The organism is Xanthomonas sp. CFBP 7698, assembly GCF_003600855.1.
In the GTDB taxonomy this organism is placed as follows: Bacteria; Pseudomonadota; Gammaproteobacteria; order Xanthomonadales; family Xanthomonadaceae; genus Xanthomonas; species Xanthomonas cannabis.
In genome coordinates, this window is sequence record NZ_PRDN01000006.1 from 15,001 (window position 1) to 32,504 (window position 17,504).

Sequence of the window (17,504 nt, forward strand, 5' to 3'; positions counted from 1 at the left end):
TCCAACCACTTGCCATCAGGGCGCAACAACGACCTCGGCTGCCCGCGTCTTGCTGGCGGCACCCTTGGCGCCGCTGACCTGCAACCGGGACGCAGCCACCCCGCCGGCCACCAACGCATCGCGTACCGCCTCGGCACGCTTCTTGGCCGTGGCCGCGTCGCTGTCGAAGCCAACGATGCTGACCCGGCCCTTCTTGCCGATGTTCAGGTATTCGGCCAGGGCCTTGGCCTGCCCGGCCGCATCACCGGACAACGCCGTCTTGCCACCGAAGGCACCGCTGCCCAGGGAAAAGACCTCGCCACGGCTATCGAACTTGGCGGCCGGCAACTTGGCCCCGGCCACCAGTTCGGCCTCCTCGTGTGCCAGCTGCACGGCCTTCTGCTGGGCCGCATTGAGCTTGGCGGTCTGCTTGCCGGCCACGCTGGTCAGCGCCAGCTCGGCGTCCTGCCGGGCCAGGGTTTCCTGCTCGGCCGCCTGACGCATGCGCTCGGCCTCTTCGGCCTGGATCTGCGCCTGCACGCGCAAGCGTTCGGCCTCCTGGCGCGCACGCGAGGCGTCGCGACGGCTGGCTTCGATCAGCAGATCGTTACGGGTGCCTTCCAGCCGATCCAGCTCACGCCGCGCCAGTGCGGTGCGGGCGGTGAGTTCGGCAATTTCGACCCGGCGGTCGGCCAGGAACACCAGCTCGTCGCGGTCGCGGCGCTTGGCCTCGGCCAGTGCGGCCACGCTTTGCTGGGCCTGCAGCCGCTCGAAGCGGGCCAGGTCGCTGGTCTGCGGGTCGTTCTGCAGCGCGGCCAGGCGCCGGTTGAGCGCGTCGGCCTGCGGGTCGTCCTTGGCCGCCATCGCCAGCGGCGGCACGCTGGCCAGGCTCAATACACCGATGTAGAGCAGCGGGCGCAGTTTCATCGGCCGCCCTCCCCGGTGTTGAGGCTGTTCTGCAACTGCGCCACTTCCTTCTTGCGCTGTTCCAGCTGGGCGGTGACCACCGCCTCTTCGCTGCGGGCCTTGGCCAGATCGGCGTCGGCCGCTGCGCGCAAGGCGATCTGCGGCACCTGCTTGCGCTGGCGCTTGTCCAGTTGCGCCTGCTGGGCCTGCATCAATTCCTGGCGTGCCAGGTTGACCAGATCCGGTGCGTATTGGTCGGCATCGGCCTGGGTGGCGCGTTGCACGGCCTGTTCGGCGGCGGTGAGCTCCGGGGCCACCTGAGCGGCGGCCGGAGAGGAAAGAACCATGAAACAGGCGATGCCATACAGGGATCGCCGCAAGTATGCGAAGCTAGCCGTCATTAGGGGAGCCGTAGCGAGGAAGTCTCGAGCACGGCCATTGTCGGAAGCCTGCGGCGGACTTGCAACGAGACGCTGCTGTTTGTTGGGGAACCATTGCGCATGGATATCGGCTACTTCCTGAAGCTGATGACCGAAAAGAATGCCTCGGACATGTTCTTGACCACCGGCGCGCCGGTGTACATCAAGATCGAAGGCAAGCTCTACCCGCTCGGCAATACGGGGTTGCCGCCGGGAATGGTCAAGAAAATCGCCTATTCCTTGATGGACGAGGGCCAGGTGCCGCAGTTCGAGCGCGAGCTCGAGCTCAACATGGCCATCGCCCTGCCCGACGCGGGCCGCTTCCGCGTCAACGTGTTCAAGCAGCGCGGCGAAGTGGGCATGGTGATCCGTGCCATCCGCAGCCGCATCCCGAGCATCGAAGAGCTCAACCTGCCGCAGGTGCTCAAGGACGTCATCATGACCCCGCGCGGGCTGGTGCTGGTGGTGGGGTCCACCGGTTCGGGCAAGTCGACCTCGCTGGCGTCGATGATCGACCATCGCAACAGCACCACCACCGGGCACATCCTCACCATCGAGGACCCGATCGAATATCTGCACAAGCACAAGATGTCGATCGTGAACCAGCGCGAGGTGGGCCTGGATACCCACGCCTTTCAGAGCGCGCTGAAGAACGCGATGCGCGAGGCGCCGGACGTGATCCTGATCGGCGAGATCCTGGACGCCGAAACCATGGAGGCGGCCATCGCGTTCGCCGAAACCGGCCACCTGTGCCTGGCCACGCTGCACTCCAACAATGCCGACCAGACCATCGAGCGCATCCTCAATTTCTTCCCCGAGAGCGCGCACAAGAACGTGCTGATGAATCTGGCGCTGAACCTGCGCGCGGTGGTGTCGCTGCGCCTGGTCAAGGGCGTGGACGGACGCCGCCGGCCGGCGACTGAGGTACTGCTCAACACGCCGATGATCCGCGACCTGCTGCGGCGCGGGCAGGTGCACGAGGTCAAGCAGGCGATGGAGGAGTCGCTGGAAGAAGGCATGCAGACCTTCGACCAATGCCTGTTCCGGATGGTCAAGACCGGCGAGATCGAGCAGGAAGAGGCGCTGCGCGCCGCCGATTCACGCGATGGCCTGGCGCTGAAATTCCGCCTGTCGGAAGGTGGCTCGGGCGAGCACGACCCTTACGCGGATTACGAAGCGGCAGCTTCGCCGAAGATCAGTCACGGGTTCATCTGATCGGTCTGGCGGCGAAGGTCGGTCATTGCGGCGCTCGGGTTGCCGGCTCCTGCACTGTCAGGCGGACGCTGCGACGAGCCCCTCATTCGCGACATCGATGCGACAGGCGCCCTCATCCGGCGCTGCGCGCCACCTTCTCCCGCATGCGGGAGAAGGGACACCAGCGAGCGTGCGGTGCCTTGGCGCTGGCCTTTGAACCGTACGGGTTTGCGTCGCAACATCAGCCAGCATCGCAACGGCCCGGATCGGGCCAGACGCCTGGCCTGCCCTTCTCCCGTCCCACGGGAGAAGGGACACCAGTGAGCGTGCGGTGCCTTGGCGCTGGCCTTTGAACCGTACGGGTTAGCGTCGCAACATCAACCAGCATCGCAACGGCCCGGATCGAGCCAGATGCCTGGCTTGCCCTTCTCCCGTCCACGGGAGGATGGACACCAGTGAGCGTGCGGTGCCTTGGCGCTGGCGCTTTGAACCGTACGGCTTTGCGTCGCAACTTCATCCAGCATCGCAACGCTGGGATCGAATCAGACGCCCGCCTGCCCTTCTCCCGTCCACGGGAGAAGGTGCCCGAAGGGCGGATGAGGGCCTCGATGCGCAGCCCTCACGCCACCGCATCCACCTGCATCTCCGGCCGTGCCGCGTCGAAGGCCGGTAACGCCAGGCAGGCCTGTTCGATGCGCTGCAGGGTGGGATACGGGCCCAGATCGACCTCGAACCGGTGCGCGTTGTAGAGCTGCGGGATCAATACCCCATCGGCCAGGCCTGGCACATCGCCATGACAGAAGCGGCCAGTGAGCGGGTCGCGTGCCAGCTGCTGTTCCAGTGCGGCAAAGCCGCGCTCCATCCAGTGCCGCGTCCAGTGCTGGCGTTGCGCCGCATCCAGCGCGAACTCGCGCTCCAGCAACTGCATGACGCGCAGGTTGTTGAGCGGATGCACATCGCAGGCAATGACCTGCGCCAGCGCACGCACGCGGGCGCGCTCGGCAGGCGCTGCCGGTAACAGACGAGGCGTCTCGGGGAAGGCATCTTCCAGATACTCCAGGATCGCCAGCGATTGCGCGATCACCACCGGGCCATGCCGCAGGGTGGGTACCAGTTCCTGCGGATTGAGCTGCGCATAGGCCGGCGCATGCTGCTCGCCACCGCCGCGCACCAGATGCACCGGATGCGCACGATAGTCCAACGCCTTCAGATGCAGGCCGATGCGCACGCGATAGGCAGCACTGGAGCGCCAGTACGAAAACAGCTCCAGCGGCGTGCTCATGCGCGGCCGCCGGTGGCGACATCACGCGACGCGGCAACGCAGTTCACGGCAACGGCTGCCGTTCGACGCGCTGCTCAATCGCCCCGAAGATGCTGGCGCCGTCGGCCGCGAACATCTCGATCCGCACCACGTCGCCGAAGGCCATGAACGGCGTGCTGGGCTTGCCGTCGCGCAGGGTCTCGACCACGCGCTGCTCGGCAAAACACGAGGCACCCAGGCTGGTGTCCTGGTTGGCAATCGTGCCCGAGCCGACGATCGTGCCGGCCGACAACGGGCGGGTCTTGGCGGCATGGGCGATCAGCTGGGCGAAGTCGAACTGCATGTCGTTGCCGGCTTCCGGCGCACCGAACCAGGTGCCGTTGACGTGGGTCACCAACGGCAGATGCACCTTGCTGTCGCGCCAGGCATCGCCCAGCTCGTCCGGGGTCACGAACACCGGCGACAGCGCCGAGCGCGGCTTGGATTGCACAAAACCGAAGCCCTTGGCGAGCTCGGCCGGGATCAGGTTGCGCAGCGAGACATCGTTGACCAGGCCGACCAACTGGATGTGCCCAGCCGCCTGCTCAGGCGAAGCGGCCATCGGCACGTCGTCGGTGATCACCACAATTTCCGCTTCCAGATCGATGCCGTGCTCTTCGCTGATCACCTTGATGGCATCGCGCGGGCCGTAGAAGCCGGCGCTGGTGGCCTGGTACATCAGCGGGTCGGTGTAGAAGCTCTCCGGCACTTCGGCGTTGCGCGCGCGGCGTACGCGCTCCACGTGCGGCAGGTAGGCACTGCCGTCGACGAACTCGTAGGCGCGCGGCAGCGGCGCGGCCAGGGCCTGCATATCCAGATCGAACACGCCGTCGGCGCTGCCGTCGTTGAGCGAGGCCGACAAGGCGTTCAGACGCGGCGCCACATTGCTCCAGTCTTCCAGCGCGCGCTGCAGGGTGGGCGCGATGCCGGTGGCGCGCACGGCGGTGCGCAGGTCGCGCGAGACCACGATCAGGCTGCCGTCGCGGCCGCCTTCCTTCAGGGAACCTAGCTTCATGACCATCCTGTGCTGTGGCTGATCGGGCGATTGTACGGCCTGCCGCCGCAGTGGTTGCAGTTGAAACAACTGACCGGTACCACAACCGCAGTGACGAGATTTTGTGCAGCGCGCCAAACGCGGGTACACTTGCCGGGTCTGCATGCGGCCGTCCGTTTCCCTTAGGGACAGCCGGCGAGGCCAGGATCGATCGATCCGCTCGCCCGCCCCACCCGACGCCTTTCGTGGTGCCGACAAACCCATCGCTCTTTGATCGGGTTGTTCCACCATCTCGCAGCGCGGTTCACGGGAACGCTCCGAGCCTCACCTTTTTGCATCTGCAATGCGTCTGCGCTCCGGGCTGTGCCTGGCGGCGACGCTTTACTTGGAGCTTCCTGATGTCTTTTGAATCCCTGGGCCTTGCGCCCTTCCTGCTGCGCGCGTTGGCCGAGCAGGGCTATGAAACCCCTACCCCGATCCAGCAGCAGGCGATCCCGCTGGTGCTGGAAGGCCACGACCTGCTGGCCGGCGCACAGACCGGCACCGGCAAGACCGCCGCGTTCGGCCTGCCGCTGCTGCAGCACCTGGGCACCTCGCCGCAGCCGGTCAACGGCCCGCGCAAGCCGCGCGCGCTGATCCTGACCCCCACCCGCGAGCTGGCCACCCAGGTGCATGACAGCCTGCGCGGCTATAGCAAGTACCTGCGCATTCCCAGCGCGGTGATCTACGGCGGCGTGGGCATGGGCAACCAGCTCGACGCGCTGCGCCGTGGCGTGGACCTGCTGATCGCCTGCCCGGGCCGCCTGATCGACCATATCGAGCGTCGCAGCGTGGACCTGTCCGGCATCGAAGTGCTGATCCTGGACGAAGCCGACCGCATGCTCGACATGGGCTTTTTGCCGTCGATCAAGCGCATCCTGACCAAGCTGCCGCGCCAGAACCGCCAGACCCTGCTGTTCTCGGCCACCTTCGAAGAGAACATCAAGCAGCTGGCGCTGGAGTTCATGCGCAACCCGATGCAGATCCAGGTCACCCCGAGCAACACCGTGGCCGAGAGCATCACCCACCGCGTGCACCCGGTCGATGGCGCGCGCAAGCGCGATCTGCTGCTGCACCTGCTGGCGCAGGACAGCCGCGAGCAGACCCTGGTGTTCGCGCGCACCAAGCATGGCAGCGACAAGCTGGCGCTGTTCCTGGAGAAGTCCGGCATCAAGACCGCGGCGATCCACGGCAACAAGAGCCAGGGCCAGCGCATGCGTGCACTGAGCGACTTCAAGGCCGGCCGCGTCACCGTGCTGGTGGCCACCGACATCGCCGCGCGCGGTATCGATATCGACCAGCTGCCGAAGGTCATCAACTACGACCTGCCGATGGTGGCCGAAGACTACGTGCACCGTATCGGCCGCACCGGCCGTAACGGCTCCACCGGCGAGGCGATCTCGCTGGTGGCGCAGGACGAAGCCAAGCTGCTGCGCCAGATCGTGCGCATGCTGGGGCGCGATGTGGAAATCCGCGACGTGCCGGGCTACGAGCCGCAGACCCCGATCCGCTGGGGCAACAGCGCGCCGGGCCGCGCCGAGCAGCCGGGCGGCGACCGCGCACCGCGCAAGAGCCACGCGCGTCGTCCGCATGGCGATGCGCCGCGCCAGGCGCATGCGCATGCCGGCCCGAAGAAGCCGGGTGGCCAGCGCAGTAGCGGGCCGCGTCAGGCCAACGCCGGTGCGGGCGCCGGCCGTCGCGATGGTGGCCGTGGCGGCCAGCGTCCGAGCGGCACGCGCTGATTCCTGCGCGCCGGTGCGACCGGCGCTTAGGTTCGCGTTGAACCGAAAAAGCCGCCCTTTCCGGGCGGCTTTTTTATGCGCGGTGCAGCGGATGCGCTGTAGCGAACCGGCTGCGCGCATCAGGCATCAGGCAAGACTGGCAGCTGCGGCGGCATCGCTGAGGTCGCGTGCTGCCAGTCTGCCGTGCAGCGCTCCGCTAGCCCTCGATCAACGCGGTATTGCGATCGATGGCCTCGCGATACCGATCCAGCACCACCGCGGTCTGCACGATGTAGTTGCGCAGATCGTCCCAGCGCCGGTCTTCCAGCGCTTCGCGGATACCGGGCAAGGTCTTGACCTCGTAGCCGGTGGCCAGGCCCGGTGCGTAGATCAGGTTGCGGTACCACGGCCGGCCCGGCAAACCGCCCGCGACCAGCAGCGTTTGATCGATGCGTTGCAGCGAGGCATTGAGCTTGCCGCGCACGTTTGCCTCCAGGTTGCCGCCACGGGCGGCCAGTGCAGCGTCGTAGCGCTTGGCGCTGGTCTGCAGCCGCGTGATCGCCTGATCCAAGGCGGCGAAATCGATCGACGGCACCGCCGCCTTGGGCTCGGGGGCACGCTGCGGACGGTTGGGGTTATCGACCGCCGCGTACGCACCGGCCTGCAACAGCTCGGCCTGCGTGCGCGCCGCGGTGCGGTCGCTATCGGCCTGCTGCTTGAGCTCCTGCGCATAGCCGGCCACCGCATCGGCGAAGTCGCCAAACCGTTGCGGCAACACCGGAGCATTGGCCACGCGCAACACGGTGCGGCCCACCGTTTGCGACAGCAACGGCAGATAGCTGAACTCCGGATCGATATAGCGCGCGAAGTAGTCGTAGGAGTCGTAAAACGAGTGGTAGACGCCACTGCCGCCACCCTGCCCGCCATAGCCCAGATCCAGCGTGGCCAACCCCAGATGCTGCAGGAACGGGCTGTAGTCGCTGCCGGAACCGAGCGCCTTGAGCGGGATGTCACCACCGGCGGCCACCTGCTTGGCAATCTCTTTTTGCGCCGGCTTGGCGGTGGGCGCCAACGCATCGATGCGCGCACGCGCGCGTTGCCGTTCGAGCACGCTCACGCCGCTGTCGGGGTCGCGCACGTCTGCCGCCACGCCATTGACCAGCCGCTGCAGCGCATGGCTGCCACCGGCATTGAGAAAGCCGCGTCCGTTGCCGTCGGTGTTGACGTACAGCACCGCCTTGCGACGCAGCTCGTCGGCGTGCTGCTCGGCCCATTCGGTGGAGCCGAGCAGCCCGGCTTCTTCGCCATCCCAGCTGGCATACACGAGCGTGCGCTTGGGGCGCTGGCCCTGTTTGGCCAGCTCGCCGATCGCCTTGGCTTCGGCCAGCAAGGCGGTGGTGCCCGAGAGCGGATCGGCCGCGCCGAACACCCAGCCGTCGCGGTGATTGCCGCGCACGACCCACTGGTCGGGATACTCGCTGCCGCGCAAGGTGGCGATGACGTTGTAGATGGTCTTGCTGCCCCACTCCGCATCGACCTTGAGATGGACGCGTGCGGTGTCGTCGCCACCGATGCGGTAGGTGATCGGCAGGGCGCCACGCCAGTCCTCCGGTGCCACCGGGCCGCCGAGCGCGGCCAGCAGCGGTTGTGCGTCGCCCCAGCTGATCGGTAGGGTCGGGATCTTCAAGACACTGCCGGCCTGTTCGATCTTCAGCCGCTTGGCGCCCTTGCTTGCGCCTACGCCCGGGGTCAGCGGATCGCCCGGATAGATGGCGAAGTTGGCGACCGAGCCGCGTTGCACGCTCCACTGATTGCGCGCCGGGCCAACCGGATAGGCCTGATCCTGGAAATAACCGTCGTCACGCGGGTCGGAATATATGATCGCGCCGATGGCACCGTGCTCCTGCGCCAGCCGCGGCTTGAGCCCGCGCCAGCCCTTGCCGTAGCGCGCAATCACGATCTTGCCGCGCACATCCACGCCGTTGCGCGCCAGCGCTTCGTAGTCTTCGGCGATGCCGTAATTGACGTAGACCAGGTCGCCGGTGACATCGCCATTGCCGCCGTAGACCACATACGGTGGCAACACGTTTTCGGTCTGGGTGGAGGTGCTGTCGCCCGCCAGCGGCGGCTCCTTGAGGCGCGCGACATAGGGCTTGGAGCCCAGCAATTCCAGCTGCGAGGTCTTGGGCGATGGCCACAACACCTCGAAGGTTTCGATACGCGCATCCCAACCGTACACACGCAGGCGCGTTTGCAGATCGCGTGCGTTTTCCAGGTTGTGCGGGGCGCCGACGTGGTTGGGCGCCGAAGACCACTGCTTCAACCAGCCGCGATAATCGGCGTCCTTCAAGCCGCTATCGAAGCGCGCTTCCAGCGCGCGTTGCGCCTGGGCGGCAGCGGCATCGTACCCGGGCAGCGCGACCGACGGCGTTGCTGGTTGCGTTGCTGATTGTGCGACGGGTTGTGCGGCCAGCGAAGGCGCGGCCAAGGCCAGGGCGATCAGCCAGACATGCTGCGAAGAAGTCATCGTGCATCCTTGAAAGTGTTCAGGGCGAAGAGCGAGTGGAATCGTTCGAGGCGATGGCAGCCAGGGCCACCATCGCATGGCCAGGCACGCGCAACTAGCGGGCGATGGCGCGATGGAGGCTTATCGGCAAACCATCACGCGCGCATCGGCGCTGCACTGCGCGGGTCAGAACCGGTAATCCAGTCCAACCGTGAAATAGCGCCCGCGCAGGTCGTACTGGGTGAAGTCGTAAGGCGCGCGAATGCCCGGGAACGAGGCATCCAGCGGCGGCTGCTTGTCGGCCAGGTTCTCGATCTTGGCGTACAGGGTGAGCTTGTCGATGCCGGTGTAACCCAGATACAGATCGAACTGGTTGTAGTCGCCCACGCGCGACTGCACCGCACTGGCCGCCGCACTGGCCTTCTGGTCGTAGCCGCCGGTGTAGTACCAGGTCAGCGCCGCACTGATCGTGCCCAGGTTCCAGTCCAGCGTGGTGGTGGCCTTGTTGCGCGGCAACGATGGGCCGAGATTGCTCCCGGCGTAATCCTGCAGTGGGCCACCGACCACGGTGGGGCGGCGGTAATCGCGTACATGCGTGTAGGCGGTGTTGAGGCCGAAGTTGCCGGCCGCTTCGGTACGCCAGCGCTGGCGCAGTTCGACATCGATCCCGGAGGTGGTCAGCTCGCTGAGGTTTTGATAGCGGTTGTACACCGCCACCAGGGTGCCGCGTTCATTGCGGATCACATCGGCCGGGTTGTTGTTCTGCACGATGGTGGCGTTGTTGCCGGTGCCGACCAGGTTGTCCAGTTCGATCTTGTACCAGTCCACGCTCAGGCTGGTGTCGGCCCACGGCGACAGCACCACGCCCAGGTTGTAGCTGCGCGTGCGTTCGGGGTCGAGGTCGGTGTTGCCGACAGTGAAAAAGGTGGGGTTCTGGCGCGAGCCGGGCACGTCCGGATCGAACGGATCGACCACCGAGCCGTAAGAAATATTGGTGCTGGCCGCATTCTCCGACAACGACGGTGCACGAAACCCGCGCGAGGCCGCCGCGCGCACCAGCACCGCGTCCAGCGGCTGCCAGCGCAGGCTGGCCTTGGGCGAAAACGCATTGCCGAAGTCGCTGTAATGATCGCCACGCCCGGCCAGCTGCAGTTCCAGCGATTGCAGCAGCGGCACGTTGACTTCGGCATACAGCGCCGAGACCTTGCGCTCGCCATCCACCGCGGCGATCGCCGGGCGGATCTGCAGGCCCTGGTCGATCTGCACAGGATTACGCGAGACCAGCTCCTCCTGCCGCCACTCCGCTCCGGCGGCGAACCCGACATTGCCGGCCGGCAACGCGAACAGATTGCCGGAGACCTTGGCATCGACACCACGCAAGGTGGATTGCGCTGGACGCAAGGTGCTGAGGTTGATGCCGTCGATCACCGCTTGCGGCGTGGCCGATGGGTTGCGCAGGTTGTAGCTGCCATCGGCCAGTGCCTGGGCCAGGGTGAAGCGATTGGCGAAGCCACCGGAGACGGTTTCGTGCTCGGTGCTGCGCGCGGTGAACGCGGCCGCTTCCCAGTCCCAGCGCTCGGTCTTGCCGCGCACGCCGCCAAGAAATCGGTAGGACTGCGAGCGATTGGTCTTGACCGTCTGGCCCAGGTCGAAAAAGGTGTATTCGATCGGCACTGCCACCCCGTACGGGTTGTACGGGCTGGAGGCCGGCAGCAGGTTGGACACCGGCTCGGCCAGCCCGGTGCTGGCGTTCAATGCAAAGCGGCCGCCTTCCAGGGTGAAGTACGGGCTGGAGCCGAAGATCGACACACCCTTGACCTCGCTGTAGAGCGCCTCGCCGAACGCTTCGACGGTGTCGCTGAGCCGGAAGGTGGCGTTGGTGTAGGCCTGATAGCGCTTGGTCGAGGGAATCAGCGTGGTGAACGGGGCCTGGTTGAAGCCGCAGGTGTCGCCGGCCAGCCCGTCGATGGGCGCGCTGGCGGTGAGCACGGTGCCGGTGGGGCAATTGCCTTGCGCATCCAGCAGCGGCACCGAGCGGCCACCGATCAGATAGCGGGCGCCCTTGGCCGACCAGCCGTTCCAGCGCCCACCCGGTAGATCGGTATAGATGCCCGAACGGGTCAGCGCGCGCTGGTCCTGATCGAGCCGGTCGCGGTTGTAGGCGTCGAAACTGAAAAGGATGTTGTAGCCGTCACTATCCAGGTCGCCGATGCCGCCGATGAACTTGGCGCGCTGGGTGTCCATGCCGCCCTGATCTGAGGTGCCGCCGCTCACGCCCAGCTCGGCGCCCTGGAAATCCTGGCGGGTGATGATGTTGACCACGCCAGCGACCGCATCGGAGCCGTACACTGCCGAGGCGCCGTCCTTGAGCACTTCGATGCGCTCCACCGCCACCAGCGGCAGCGCATTGAGATTGACGAAGGTGTCGCCCAGGCCGTTGGCAGGAAAGCCGTAGTTGGCCAGCCGGCGGCCGTTGAGCAGCACCAGGGTGTTCTTCTGCGACAGCCCGCGCAGGCCGATGCCCGCCGAGCCGGAAGCCCAGCCGTTATTGGTGGTTTCGTTGGTGGCGTTGCCGGTGTTGGCCGAGATCGAACGCAGCGCGTCGGCCACGGTGACCTTGCCGGACTGCTCCAGTTGCTGGCGGTCGATCACCTGCACGGGGTTCGGGCCTTCGCTGTCGCTGCGCTTGATGTTGGAGCCGGTGACGCTGACCGTGGCCAGGGTCTTGCCCGTTTCCGGTGGCGCGTCGCCGGCGTGTGCAAGGGGAATCAGCGCCGACAACGCGGCAAGAGACAGCAGGTAAGGCGTAGGGCGCTTCACGCACGGCATCCATGAACAGGGGGCTGTGCAGTGAGCCATGTGCGTTTTACTAACAAAAATTACATATCTGCATACGGATATGCGCTGCGGTGACGCACACAGACACACGGGCGCGCTGGCCAGCGCATCGGACCTCGGCGCTGCGCTGCATGTAGGGGAATGCAACCAGGCGAACGCCGATTGGTACCGTGACGCGGCCATATCGCTGCGCGTTGCGCTGGCCGTCGGCTGCAGACGGCCCGGCGCACTTACAATGCCGCGCATGGATATCTTCAAAGTCTTTACGCTCGAGGCCGCGCACCGTCTTCCCAACGTGCCGCCTGGGCACAAATGCGCCCGCCTGCACGGGCATTCGTTTCGGGTCGAACTGCACGTCAGCGGCGAACCCGGTGCCGAGACCGGCTGGATCATGGACTTCGGCGACATCAAGGCCGCCTTCCAGCCGATCTACGACCGCCTGGACCACCATTACCTCAACGATATCGAAGGGCTGGAAAACCCTACCAGCGAGCGGCTGGCGATCTGGATCTGGCAGCAGCTCAAGCCGGCGCTGCCGCAGCTGAGCGAGATCGTGGTGCATGAGACCTGCACGTCCGGCTGCCGCTACCGCGGCTAATCAGTTAGCGCAGTCCCGTGTCCGGAAGCCGCCCATTGGGCGGCGTCCGTCGTTTCGGAACTTCTCTAACCATTTGATCTAGAAAATCTTCTACAGAGAGTTGGCAAATCTTCAGCAAACGTGTTGCATTGCAACAATATCGGCGTATGCTGCAACGCAACAAACGGTCACACGCTTCCCCAAGGGGTACGCAATGTCGGCGCAGTTCGAAAACAGCTTCACCAGTCAGTTTGCTTCTGCAGCAGCACGTGCCAACCAGTTGGCATTGGACACGCTGGAACAGAACGTCAACGCGACCACCAGCTTCTTCGGTGAGTTTGCGCAGGCACGCGACCTGGGCGCCTACCAGACGCTCTGGCCGAAAGGACTGCAACTGGCCCGCGACAACCTGGAACGTCTGGCTTCGGTCAATCAGGAAGTGGTGGGAATGGGGTTGAAGATGTCCAGCGAGCTTGGGCAATTCGCCAAGCAGCAGTTCGACACCGGCAGCGATCAGGCCGGCGCAGCAGGCAAGACCCGGCGCAAGTAACCGCCAATAAATTCAGCGTCTTTGCATGGGTCCCTCCCCCCGTGCAATCCGGCCCGACAGATCCCTCCCTCTGTCGGGCTTTTTTATTGTCCGATCGCTGGGTTTCGCTGCGCAGGGATGGCTCGGAGACGCTGCAGGTGCGCAGCTGCTGCGATGACCTGCAAGCGTGTTGCATACAGAAACAAGTGACCGCGCGCTGCCCGCGCATGGAGCGTGCGGTGCGCTACCTGGTCAGCCACAACACGCGCGTTGGGCGCGGACCAACCAGACACCGACCACGCTGCGTGCCAGTAGGCCCGCGTACTTGCCGGGTCTGATACTAGGCCGGCAATTGCAGCCCTTGCGCCTGGCTGGCGGCATCGGCACCCGGCCGCCACGGAATCCGCCCCCAGCACGGCATCGCCAGACGCGCGTGCAGCATGCGGATGTTGTCTTCGCTGCGTTCCATCTGCGGATCGATTTCGTTGGCGATCCAGCCGATGCAGTCCAGGCCGTCGGCGGCGATGGCAGCGGCGGTCAGGCGCGCATGGTTGATGCAGCCCAGCCGCACGCCGACCACCAGCACCACCGGCAGCCGCAACGCGCGCACCAGATCGGCCTGATCCAGATCGGCGCTCAGCGGCGCGGCCCAGCCACCGACGCCTTCCACCACCACGACGTCGGCCCGCGTGCGCAATTGCGCAAAGGCCTGCGTGATCGGGTCCAGCGACAGCGTCACGCCGACATCGGCTGCCGCCAGCTCTGGTGCCAGCGGTGCGGGCAAGGCGTAGGGGTTGAGCGTGGCGTAGTCCGGCTGCGGGTCGCTGGCGGCCTGCAGGGCCAGCGCGTCTTCGTTGCGCCAGCCCTGCGCGGTGCGCTCGCACCCGCTGGCCACCGGCTTCATGCCTACCGCCTTGCGCCCCCGCGCCCGCAAGGCGTGCAGCAACGCGGTGCTGCCCATGGTCTTGCCGATTCCGGTATCGGTGCCGGTGACATAAAACGCCGGATGCTGCATCGGTCAGGTCCTGCGGCCGCGCCGCCATTGCCGTGAGGGCGCGCAGCATAGCGTGCGCATCCGTACTCGACGCTGAGCCGGCAAGCAGTCGTTGCGGCAGGCGTCGCACCGGCCACGGGCGCCGGGCGCCGGGCGGCGGGCGGCGGGCGGCGGGCGGCGCCGCGAAGCGCCAAGTCGCACGGCTGCCATGCGGGCAAGCGCCGCCAGCGCCGCCCTGCGCTGGCGCGCCATGCCGCCACAGAGCGCCGCTGCTAAACTTCGGCCATGTTCGCCACCTTCTCGCTGACCGGCAGCAAGCCGGAACAATATGCCCAGCTCACCGCCCAGGCCCAGGCACTGGTACACGGCGAGCCGGACCGGATCGCCAATGCCGCCAATCTGGCCGCGCTGATCTTCAACTCCCTGCCCTCGCTCAACTGGGCCGGATTTTATTTCTACGACGGCCGCGAACTGGTGGTGGGTCCGTTCCAGGGTCTGCCTGCATGCGTGCGCATTCCGCTGGACAAGGGCGTGTGCGGCGCAGCGGCCAGCACCCGGCAGAGCCAGCGCATTGCCGACGTGGATGCGTTTCCAGGGCATATCGCCTGCGACTCGGCATCGCGCTCGGAACTGGTGATTCCGCTGGTCAGGGGCGATGCGTTGATCGGCGTGCTGGATCTGGACAGCCCGGAGCTGGACCGCTTCGATGCGGACGACCAGCGCGGCCTGGAAGCGATTGCGCAGGTCTTTGTGGACGCGCTGACGTGACCACCGAACGGCTGCGCAACATCGGCCCCAAGAGTGCGGCGTGGCTGCGCCAAGTCGGGCTGCGCACGCAGCAGGACCTGCAAGCCGTCGGTGCGGTGGGCGCATTCGTGAAAGTACGCCGTGCCGGCTTCAAGCCCAGCCTCAATCTGCTGTATTCGCTGGAAGGCGCGCTGTCCGATTGCCATTGGCAGGACGTTCCGGAAGCGCGGCGCCACGCCCTGCTGGCCGAATACGAAGCGGCCAGCGCGCTGTTGCCGGTGCGCGGCCGTGCGGTTGGCGGACCGGTGGAAACCGTGCATTACGCGCGTGCAGACAATGACGACGCGCAGGCCGATGCAGGCGACCTGCGCGATGACGACCCGGCGATGGACGCCGCACACGGCGACTGAAGGTTTGCGCGCGGCCGTAGCTGACGCGGCGCACCGAGGCTTCGTTTGCATGCGCCGCAACGAGCACCCAAGCACGATGCAATGGTCGCCACTCCAAATGGCACTACCAACTGCAGATACGCACGTGCACGCTTTTCTCGCGACGCTACCAGAGCCGGAACTGCAGATGCGGTGCCGCTGTTGAAGCCCTACGCGCCTGCGTCGCCGCGCACGCAGACCGCAACGAATCGCGCGACACCGCGCGAAGCCATCAAGCGCATCAGCGCAACGCCAGCAGTTCCCGCATGTCATCGACAATGGCCACCGCACCGGAGCCCTGCACGTCGAAGCCGCGCAGATAACCGTAACGCACCATGGCCAGCGGCATGTTGGCGGCATTCGCCGCTGCCGCGTCGGTGCCCGAATCGCCGACCATCAGGCATTGCTGCGGCGTGTACCGGAACTGCGTGGCCAGATGCAGCAGCGGCGTCGGGTCGGGTTTGCGCTGCGGCAGCGAGTCGCCACCGAGCACGCTGCTGAAGGACGCGGCGATGCCCAGATGCTCCAGCAGCGGTGCGATGAATCGCGATGGCTTGTTGGTGCATAGCGCCAGCGTCGCCCCGGCATCGCGCAGGCCGTGCAATGCCTGCGCTACACCCGGATACAGCTGCGGGTCGTGCAGCAGGCATGCTTCGTAATGCCGCATCATCACCGGCATGACCGTGGCCGCATCGTCCGTGCTGCCGGCTTCGCGCAGTGCGGCGGCCAGCAGCACCTGCACCCCTTCGCCGATCCAGCCGCGGATGGTGGATTCGCTGAACTGCTCCAGCCCCAACTCCTGCAAGGTGTCATTGAGGGCTTCGGCGATATTGGGCGCGCTGTCCACGAGGGTGCCGTCCAGATCGAAAATCACCAGCGGATACGCAAACATTCGGACGGCCTTGTGCGGGGAACGTAGCAGTGTACGCAGTGCGGGATTCAGGCCGCGTCACCGCGCGAGCGCAGCCGTTTTACCCGTCGACACGCGCGGCAACGCCGGCAGGCACGCGCTCACGGCGCCTGCGAGACCTCGCCGAACAACTGCCCCTGCACCGCGCCCTCTTCCACATCGCTGAAACCGCTCAGCCCGACACCGACCAGGCGGTAACGCGTATCGGCAGGCAACTCCACGCGCCGGGTCAGCGCCAGCGCAATCTGCGCCAACGCCTCGAACGAAGCCGGTGGTTGCTCGGGCGTGTGGGAGCGCGTCAGGATACGAAAATTGGAGGTCTTCAATTTCAGCACCACCGTCCGGCCGATGCGTTCGGTGCGGCGCGTGGCCAGCCAGGTCTTTTCGGCCAGGCGCAGGATGTGCGGGTCCAGCGCATCAAGCGCAAGATCCTCGCTGAAGGTGTCTTCCGAGGAGACCGATTGCACTTCCTGGTCTGGTTCGACCGGTCGCTCGTCGATGCCGCGTGCGCGGCGGTACAGGCTCTGCCCGAAGCTGCCGAAATGCGCCTGCAATTCTTCCAACGGGCGCAGGCGCAGATCGGCCACGGTGACGATGCCCAACGCCGCCAGCTTGCCGTCCATCACCTTGCCCACGCCGGGAATGCGATTGACCTTGAGCGGCAGCAGAAACGCGTCCACGCGGCTGGGCGCAATCACGAACTGGCCATCGGGCTTGCGCCAGTCCGAGGCGATCTTGGCCAGGAACTTGTTCGGGGCGATGCCGGCCGATGCGGTGAGCCGGGTTTCTTCGCGGATCTGGGTGCGGATCAGTTGCGCGATTTCGGTGGCCAGCTGCATGCCGGTCTTGGCCTGGGTGACATCCAGATAGGCCTCGTCCAGCGACAGCGGCTCCACAAGGTCGGTATGCCGATGGAAGATCTCGCGCACCTGCCGCGACACCGCTTTGTAGCGGGCAAAATCCGGCGGCACGAACACCGCATCCGGACACAGGCGCTCGGCGCGCAGGGCCGGCATTGCCGAGCGGATGCCGAAGGTGCGCGCTTCGTAAGAGGCCGCGCACACCACCGAGCGCGCACCGCGCCAGGCCACCACCACCGGCTTGCCGCGCAGGCTCGGGTCGTCACGTTGCTCCACGGATGCGTAGAACGCATCCATGTCCACGTGCACGATCTTGCGCATCAAGCGGGTTTCTCTGTTGCAGGTCTGCATCCATGATAAGCCAGCGCTGTCTCATGCCTTGAGCGGCGATCGCGCACGATGCAAGCCGAAAACGGGCGCGACCGGCCATCGAACACCAGCGATCGCACCTGAAAGGCACAGCTGCAGAACCAATCATGCGGGCGCGCCAGCTCCCCCAGAGACGGCATGCCGGCATGCTGCCGTTCCACATGCAATCCAGCCCTGATGAACGGCGCAAGCGG

The 17,504-nt window shown here is 66.3% G+C and carries 15 protein-coding genes; 6 read left to right on the plus strand and 9 right to left on the minus strand.

Annotated elements, in window-relative coordinates:
* Positions 1-15: 15 nt before the first annotated feature.
* Entirely contained in the window at positions 16-906 is an 891-nt protein-coding gene (locus XnspCFBP7698_RS18465) for a hypothetical protein (RefSeq protein WP_104581750.1), read from the minus strand.
* Positions 903-1,286, minus strand: coding sequence for a DUF4398 domain-containing protein (locus tag XnspCFBP7698_RS18470; RefSeq protein ID WP_047692969.1), 384 nt, complete (start codon positions 1,284-1,286; stop codon positions 903-905). The genes XnspCFBP7698_RS18465 and XnspCFBP7698_RS18470 overlap by 4 nt, the downstream gene beginning before the upstream one ends.
* Positions 1,287-1,385: 99 nt before the next feature.
* On the opposite strand from XnspCFBP7698_RS18470, the gene XnspCFBP7698_RS18475 reads away from it, so the two are divergent.
* Positions 1,386-2,519 carry a PilT/PilU family type 4a pilus ATPase gene (locus XnspCFBP7698_RS18475; protein ID WP_039403605.1) on the plus strand — a complete coding sequence of 378 codons (1,134 nt, stop codon included), beginning with the start codon at positions 1,386-1,388 and terminating at the stop codon, positions 2,517-2,519.
* Positions 2,520-3,117: 598 nt separating this feature from the next.
* Here the strand turns inward: XnspCFBP7698_RS18475 and maiA are convergent.
* Both maiA and XnspCFBP7698_RS18485 read right to left on the minus strand, forming a co-directional pair.
* Positions 3,118-3,780: a maleylacetoacetate isomerase gene (gene maiA, locus XnspCFBP7698_RS18480; RefSeq protein ID WP_104581751.1), complete on the minus strand. Its 663-nt coding sequence runs from the start codon at positions 3,778-3,780 to the stop codon at positions 3,118-3,120.
* Between the two features lie 43 nt (positions 3,781-3,823).
* Positions 3,824-4,813: a fumarylacetoacetate hydrolase family protein gene (locus XnspCFBP7698_RS18485; protein ID WP_123137679.1), complete on the minus strand. Its 990-nt coding sequence runs from the start codon at positions 4,811-4,813 to the stop codon at positions 3,824-3,826.
* 377 nt (positions 4,814-5,190) lie between these two features.
* On the opposite strand from XnspCFBP7698_RS18485, the gene XnspCFBP7698_RS18495 reads away from it, so the two are divergent.
* Positions 5,191-6,573: a DEAD/DEAH box helicase gene (locus tag XnspCFBP7698_RS18495; protein ID WP_039403615.1), complete on the plus strand. Its 1,383-nt coding sequence runs from the start codon at positions 5,191-5,193 to the stop codon at positions 6,571-6,573.
* A 196-nt stretch (positions 6,574-6,769) separates the two neighbouring features.
* On the opposite strand, the gene XnspCFBP7698_RS18500 is transcribed toward XnspCFBP7698_RS18495, so the two are convergent.
* Positions 6,770-9,079, minus strand: a complete 2,310-nt coding sequence (locus XnspCFBP7698_RS18500) for a transferrin receptor-like dimerization domain-containing protein (RefSeq protein ID WP_104581753.1) — start codon at positions 9,077-9,079, stop codon at positions 6,770-6,772.
* A gap of 165 nt (positions 9,080-9,244) precedes the next feature.
* Entirely contained in the window at positions 9,245-11,878 is a 2,634-nt protein-coding gene (locus XnspCFBP7698_RS18505) for a TonB-dependent receptor (protein WP_233549027.1), read from the minus strand.
* 262 nt (positions 11,879-12,140) lie between these two features.
* On the opposite strand from XnspCFBP7698_RS18505, the gene queD reads away from it, so the two are divergent.
* Both queD and XnspCFBP7698_RS18520 read left to right on the plus strand, forming a co-directional pair.
* Positions 12,141-12,494 (plus strand): 6-carboxytetrahydropterin synthase QueD, encoded by a 354-nt coding sequence (gene queD, locus XnspCFBP7698_RS18515; RefSeq protein WP_008576903.1) that lies wholly within the window; start codon positions 12,141-12,143, stop codon positions 12,492-12,494.
* Between the two features lie 193 nt (positions 12,495-12,687).
* Entirely contained in the window at positions 12,688-13,023 is a 336-nt protein-coding gene (locus XnspCFBP7698_RS18520) for a phasin family protein (RefSeq protein ID WP_104581755.1), read from the plus strand.
* A gap of 319 nt (positions 13,024-13,342) precedes the next feature.
* On the opposite strand, the gene bioD is transcribed toward XnspCFBP7698_RS18520, so the two are convergent.
* A complete protein-coding gene (gene bioD / locus XnspCFBP7698_RS18525; RefSeq protein ID WP_104581756.1) occupies positions 13,343-14,017 on the minus strand; it encodes a dethiobiotin synthase in 675 nt (224 codons plus the stop codon).
* Between the two features lie 264 nt (positions 14,018-14,281).
* On the opposite strand from bioD, the gene XnspCFBP7698_RS18530 reads away from it, so the two are divergent.
* Positions 14,282-14,764: a GAF domain-containing protein gene (locus tag XnspCFBP7698_RS18530; RefSeq protein ID WP_104579445.1), complete on the plus strand. Its 483-nt coding sequence runs from the start codon at positions 14,282-14,284 to the stop codon at positions 14,762-14,764.
* Entirely contained in the window at positions 14,761-15,153 is a 393-nt protein-coding gene (locus XnspCFBP7698_RS18535) for a TfoX/Sxy family protein (RefSeq protein WP_228334471.1), read from the plus strand. Before XnspCFBP7698_RS18530 ends, XnspCFBP7698_RS18535 begins: the two co-directional genes overlap by 4 nt.
* A gap of 259 nt (positions 15,154-15,412) precedes the next feature.
* On the opposite strand, the gene gph is transcribed toward XnspCFBP7698_RS18535, so the two are convergent.
* Both gph and dinB read right to left on the minus strand, forming a co-directional pair.
* Positions 15,413-16,063, minus strand: coding sequence for a phosphoglycolate phosphatase (gene gph / locus XnspCFBP7698_RS18540; RefSeq protein ID WP_047692961.1), 651 nt, complete (start codon positions 16,061-16,063; stop codon positions 15,413-15,415).
* A 119-nt stretch (positions 16,064-16,182) separates the two neighbouring features.
* Complete coding sequence (dinB, locus tag XnspCFBP7698_RS18545) at positions 16,183-17,262, minus strand: DNA polymerase IV (protein WP_104579446.1); 1,080 nt, start codon at positions 17,260-17,262, stop codon at positions 16,183-16,185.
* Between the last annotated feature and the right edge of the window lie 242 nt (positions 17,263-17,504).

Bases quoted from the DNA above. Each gene is read 5' to 3' on its own strand.
- XnspCFBP7698_RS18465 (WP_104581750.1), bottom strand. From the start codon at position 906: ATGAAACTGCGCCCGCTGCTCTACATCGGTGTATTGAGCCTGGCCAGC.
- XnspCFBP7698_RS18470 (WP_047692969.1), bottom strand. From the start codon at position 1,286: ATGACGGCTAGCTTCGCATACTTGCGGCGATCCCTGTATGGCATCGCC.
- XnspCFBP7698_RS18475 (WP_039403605.1), top strand. From the start codon at position 1,386: ATGGATATCGGCTACTTCCTGAAGCTGATGACCGAAAAGAATGCCTCG.
- maiA (WP_104581751.1), bottom strand. From the start codon at position 3,780: ATGAGCACGCCGCTGGAGCTGTTTTCGTACTGGCGCTCCAGTGCTGCC.
- XnspCFBP7698_RS18485 (WP_123137679.1), bottom strand. From the start codon at position 4,813: ATGAAGCTAGGTTCCCTGAAGGAAGGCGGCCGCGACGGCAGCCTGATC.
- XnspCFBP7698_RS18495 (WP_039403615.1), top strand. From the start codon at position 5,191: ATGTCTTTTGAATCCCTGGGCCTTGCGCCCTTCCTGCTGCGCGCGTTG.
- XnspCFBP7698_RS18500 (WP_104581753.1), bottom strand. From the start codon at position 9,079: ATGACTTCTTCGCAGCATGTCTGGCTGATCGCCCTGGCCTTGGCCGCG.
- queD (WP_008576903.1), top strand. From the start codon at position 12,141: ATGGATATCTTCAAAGTCTTTACGCTCGAGGCCGCGCACCGTCTTCCC.
- XnspCFBP7698_RS18520 (WP_104581755.1), top strand. From the start codon at position 12,688: ATGTCGGCGCAGTTCGAAAACAGCTTCACCAGTCAGTTTGCTTCTGCA.
- bioD (WP_104581756.1), bottom strand. From the start codon at position 14,017: ATGCAGCATCCGGCGTTTTATGTCACCGGCACCGATACCGGAATCGGC.
- XnspCFBP7698_RS18530 (WP_104579445.1), top strand. From the start codon at position 14,282: ATGTTCGCCACCTTCTCGCTGACCGGCAGCAAGCCGGAACAATATGCC.
- gph (WP_047692961.1), bottom strand. From the start codon at position 16,063: ATGTTTGCGTATCCGCTGGTGATTTTCGATCTGGACGGCACCCTCGTG.
- dinB (WP_104579446.1), bottom strand. From the start codon at position 17,262: ATGCGCAAGATCGTGCACGTGGACATGGATGCGTTCTACGCATCCGTG.